The sequence below is a fragment of the Streptomyces solincola genome, assembly GCF_002982015.1.
Classification (GTDB): domain Bacteria; phylum Actinomycetota; class Actinomycetes; order Streptomycetales; family Streptomycetaceae; genus Streptomyces; species Streptomyces solincola.
The window spans coordinates 1-3,941 of the sequence record NZ_PVLV01000677.1 but is presented as its reverse complement, the minus strand read 5'-3'; the positions used below and the strand labels follow the sequence as shown (position 1 = coordinate 3,941).

The following is a 3,941-nucleotide window of genomic DNA, read 5'->3' as shown; positions in this document are numbered from 1 at the left end:
CTGGGGGTCAAGGGGTCGCAGGTTCAAATCCTGTCGTCCCGACTCGAATGAGTCGTAGACAGCGAGGCCGCTTCGGAGTGATCCGAAGCGGCCTTTCGCATGTGTGCGGGTATGTGTACGGGAAGCTGTACGGCAGGCAACGGCCCTTCCCGCGCCAGGCGATGCGGGAAGGGCCGGGGGCCGTCAGCCGCGCCGGCGGGGCTTGCCGCGGCCGGCGCCGGCGGAGCGGCCGGGGGCGGCGCGGCGGGCGGCGCCGCCCGACCTCGTACCGCTGCCGGACTTCGTGCCGCCGCTCGACTTCGTACCTCGGGAGCCGGTGGACTGCTTGCCTGACTGCTTGGCCGGCTGCTTCTCGGGGCGCTGGTCGGTGTCGGGGCGGCGGCCGCGGGTGCTGTTGACGGTGCGGCCGCGGACGATGCCGATGAGGTCCTCGACCCGGTCGGTGGTGCGCTCCTCGGGCCAGGAGAGGGCGACCCGGGACTGCGGGGCGTCGGTGACCGGGCGGTAGGTGAGGTCCCTGCGGTGGTGCAGCCGGGCGAGGGACTGGGGGACGACGAGGAGGCCCACGCCCGCGGCGACCAGTTCGATCGCGTCCGCGGTGGTGGCGGGGCGGTCGATCGCCGGGCGGCCCGGCGGGCGCTCCCAGTCGAAGACGTCGTCGAGCGGGTGGAAGAGCACGTCGTCCGCCAGGTCGGCCAGCGCCACCTCGTCCACCGCGGCCACCAGATGGTCCTTGGGGACCACGACCACGGTGGTCTCGGTGTAGAGGGGGATGGCGGACAGCTCGTCCCGGTCGCCCGGCAGACGGAGGAAGCCGGCGTCGGCCTCGCCCGCGCGCAACGCCCCCGGCAGCTCCGGGCTCGGGAGCTGGACGAGGTCGAGGGGGACGTCCGGCAGCCGCTCCTGCCAGATCCGCACCCATTTGGCGGGCGTCACGCCCGGGACGTACGCGAGGCGGAACGGGGGGATTGCTTCCGAGCCTGTCACCGGGCCAGGCTACCCGGGCGGCCGCCGGGCGCGCGCGGCCGCCCGGGTAGCCTGGAGCCCATGACGTCAAGCAAGACCACCCAGACCATGAAGCCCGCGACGGCGGCGAAGAAGCTGGGTGTGTACCTGGAGGCCACGCCCGCCGACTTCCGCGAGAACCCGGTCTCGCGTGAACAGCTCAACGCGATGCAGACCGACCCGCCCCAGTGGCTGCGCGAGCTGCGCCGCGACGGGCCGCACCCCCGCCCGGTGGTCGCGGCCAGGCTGGGCGTCTCCATCGCCGGCCTCGCCCGCGGCGGGGTCACCGAGGCGCTCACCACCGAGCAGATCGAGGCGCTGCGGCAGGAGGAGCCGGAGTGGCTCGCCAAGGAGCGCGCCACCCAGGCCGAGGTCCGCAAGGAGGCCGTGCGGATCAAGGAGAAGCGCGCCGCCAAGGACGCCGCTGAGGGGAAGTAGCGGGTCTCGGCCCGGCCGCGCCGCTCGGGCTGCCGGCTGCGCGGTCGCCGTCCTACGCTGGAAGCGTTCGGCCGGTGGCGGGGGCTCCGGCTCGTCGTGAGGCTGTCCCATCGCGTCGGAGGTGGCCCGGCATGACCGCGTACCACGGGTGGCAGGCTGTCACCCCACCGGACGACGGCGTTCGCGGTGCGGCCGACGCACGCCGCTGAGGCACGACGCCTCCCCGCGGCCTGGGCCGCCGCCGCCCGCAAGTCGGTGCGGATCACCCTCGCGGTGGGCGCGGGCTTCTACTTCTGCCGCTACGGGCTCGGGCGGCCGGTCATGGCCGTGTACGCCCTGTTCGGGGCGGTGGCGCTGGGGGCGCTGTCCCGGGTCGCCGGGCCGGGACGGGTGCGGGCGGCCACCGTGGTGCGGGCGCTGCCCGTCGGGCTGCTGCTCACCGCCCTCGGCACCCTGCTGGCGGCCCGCACCTGGGCGGCCGCGGTCGGCATGCTGGTCGTCGCCTTCGCCCTGACATACGTCGGGTCGGTGGCGGGCCCACGGGCGGCCGGGCCCGCGCCCGGACTCCAGCTCTGCTACATCCTGGCCTGCTTCCCGCCCTTCGCCCCCGGTCAGCTCGGCGACCGGCTCGCCGGTCTCACCCTCGGCATGCTGATGCTCGCCGGCGCCGACCGCTGGCTGTCCGGGCGGGAGGACACCGGCGGACGAGGGGGATACGGGAGGCGGCTGGCGGTGGCTGCCGAGGTGGCCGCGCGGCTCGCCGACCGACTGGCGGACGGCGACGTCGCCGAGCCCGGTGAGGGCGGTGAGGGAGCGGCCGCGCCGGGCAGGGGCCGTGCGGAAGAGGCCGACGACGCCGCGGAGGGGCTGCGGCCGGATCTGCTGCCGGCCGACGAGCGGCCGGCCTCGCCGTCGCGGGCCGACCGGGCGCAGGCGCACGCCGGGGCTTCGGCCCGGACGCTGCTGCACCAGTTGGCGCGGCCGGCGCCCGCCGTGGTGCGGGGCGCCGCGGCCGATCCGCTCGCCGCCAAGCTGCTGCGGCAGGTCGCCACGGCGTGCCGGGAGACCGCCGACGCCTTGCGGACCGGGCGGGTGAGCGGGCCGGACACCCTGGACGGGGCCATCCGGCGCTACCAGGACGACCGCCGGGCGAGCCGGGCCGGCACGGCGGACCCCCGGGTGCGGGCCGCGGTCCTGGCGCTCGCCGAGTCGGCCCGCAACGTCCAGGTCGCGGTGCGGGTGGCGCAGGCCGGGAGGCCGGCCGGGCCGGTCGAGCCGCGGGCGCTGTTCTGGTACGCCGGGACGTCCACGCCCCGGCTGTGGGCCCGGCGGTTCGCCGGGCACCTCACCCCCCGCTCGGTGCTGCTCCAGAACGCCGTGCGGGTCGCCGTCGGGCTGGCCGCCGCCCGGCTGGTGGCGGGCGCGTTCGACCTGGCCCACGGCTTCTGGGTGCTGCTCGCGGTGCTGACCCTGCTGCGGACCACGGCCTTGCAGACCTTCCGTACGGTGGCCCAGGCCGTCTTCGGGACGCTGGCCGGGGCACTGGTGGCGGCCGCGCTGCTGACCGGGCTCGGCCCGGCGACCGTCGGGTACGCCGCCGTGCTGCCGCCGCTGATGCTGGTCACCTTCGCGCTCGGCCCGCTGCTCGGCATCGCCTGGGCGCAGGGGCTGTTCACCGTGCTGGTATCGGTGGTGTTCGCCCAGTTGGCGCCGGCGACCTGGCAGCTCGACGAGGTGCGGGCGCTCGATGTGCTGACCGGCAGCGCGGTGGGACTGCTGTGCGGGCTGCTGGCCTGGCCGAAGGGCGCCCGGCACGAGCTGGGGAACGCGGCGGCGCGGCTGCTGCGGGAGAGCGCCGCGCTGGTCGGCACGGTCACCGGGTTGCTGCTCGCCGGCCGGGCGGAGGCACGCGAGGACGACGCGGAAGCCCGCGGCGTGGGGGAGCGGGGGCGGGCGGCGGCGCACGCGGCGGAGCTGGCCCAGCGCGCGTACGCGCAGTACCTGACGGAGCCGGCGGCGCGGGGAGGCGACGCGGACCCGGTCGACTGGCACGCGGTGCTGATGACCGGGCAGCACGCGCTGAACGGCGGCTACTGGCTTCCGCTGTACGACGCCCCGCGGCCGGCCGCGCTCGCCGACGAGGACCGCGCCCATGTCACCGGCCAGGCCGCTGCCCTGGCCAGGACGCTGACCGCGGAGGCGGCCGTCGCCGCCGGGTCGGCCGGGCGGGACGGCGTACCGGTGCCGCCGCACCGCGCGCGACTGGTCCGGCCGGTGCCCGAGCTGGTCGACCTCCAGCAGTGGCTGACCGTCCTGGACCACGACGCCGAGCTGCTGCGGGCCCCACCCCCGGCGCGTCCGGAGCGGGCCGCGGACGGCCACTTCGGGCTGGTGCCGGACCGGCCGCGCGACCGGTGAGCGGGGGGGACCGGCCGGGCGGCCGGTGAGCCGGGGCGGGCGGGCCGGGCGGTCGGCGAGCCGTGGTGGGCACCGTCTCC

Annotated in this window: 3 protein-coding genes; 2 read left to right on the top strand and 1 reads right to left on the bottom strand. The window is 77.2% G+C overall.

The window, feature by feature from the left end:
- Window positions 1-183: 183 nt before the first annotated feature.
- Window positions 184-987, bottom strand: coding sequence for a LysR family substrate-binding domain-containing protein (locus tag C6N75_RS29190; protein WP_105871848.1), 804 nt, complete (start codon window positions 985-987; stop codon window positions 184-186).
- A 60-nt stretch (window positions 988-1,047) separates the two neighbouring features.
- Between C6N75_RS29190 and C6N75_RS29185 the strand changes: the two genes are divergently transcribed.
- Together C6N75_RS29185 and C6N75_RS29180 are read left to right on the top strand one after the other, a co-directional pair.
- A complete protein-coding gene (locus C6N75_RS29185) occupies window positions 1,048-1,443 on the top strand; it encodes a DUF5997 family protein (protein WP_105871847.1) in 396 nt (131 codons plus the stop codon).
- A 186-nt stretch (window positions 1,444-1,629) separates the two neighbouring features.
- Window positions 1,630-3,861 (top strand): FUSC family protein, encoded by a 2,232-nt coding sequence (locus tag C6N75_RS29180; protein WP_258177677.1) that lies wholly within the window; start codon window positions 1,630-1,632, stop codon window positions 3,859-3,861.
- Window positions 3,862-3,941 lie beyond the last annotated feature (80 nt).